Raw genomic sequence first — 422 nt, 5'->3', positions numbered from 1 at the left:
TCATTGTACCAATAGCACTCATATCTGCACGGCCTTGAACTTTAGTTTTTAATGCTCCCATTACTTTACCCATATCCGCCATGGATGCAGCACCAACATCAATAATAGTAGCATCGATAATCGCTGCTACTTCATCTTCTGTTAGCGGTGTAGGCAGAAAATTTTCGATAACTCGAATTTCATCTGCTTCTACGGCTGCCAACTCCGGACGATTCGCTGCTTCATATTGAGCAATCGAATCACGGCGTTGTTTAACCATTTTGGTTAATACAGCTATTGTCTGTTCATCAGTCAGAGTTTCGCGGGTATCCACTTCAATCTGTTTGATGGCAGACAGTGCCATACGAATTGTTCCTAAGCGCACTTTATCTTTAGCGCGCATGGCATCTTTCATGTGGTCTTTTAGCTGATCGGTTAAGTTC

At 42.9% G+C, this 422-nt stretch carries 1 protein-coding gene; it reads right to left on the bottom strand.

Features of this window, described 5'->3' with window-relative positions:
- Positions 1-422, bottom strand: a 422-nt coding sequence (locus AAEY88_RS12620; RefSeq protein ID WP_350562934.1) for a GatB/YqeY domain-containing protein, incomplete at both ends; no start/stop codon positions are given.

The organism is Psychrobacter sp. CAL346-MNA-CIBAN-0220 (assembly GCF_040309805.1).
Classification (GTDB): domain Bacteria; phylum Pseudomonadota; class Gammaproteobacteria; order Pseudomonadales; family Moraxellaceae; genus Psychrobacter.
Note: the sequence above shows the minus strand (reverse complement) of the source record. Positions and strands in the feature narration are given on the sequence as shown.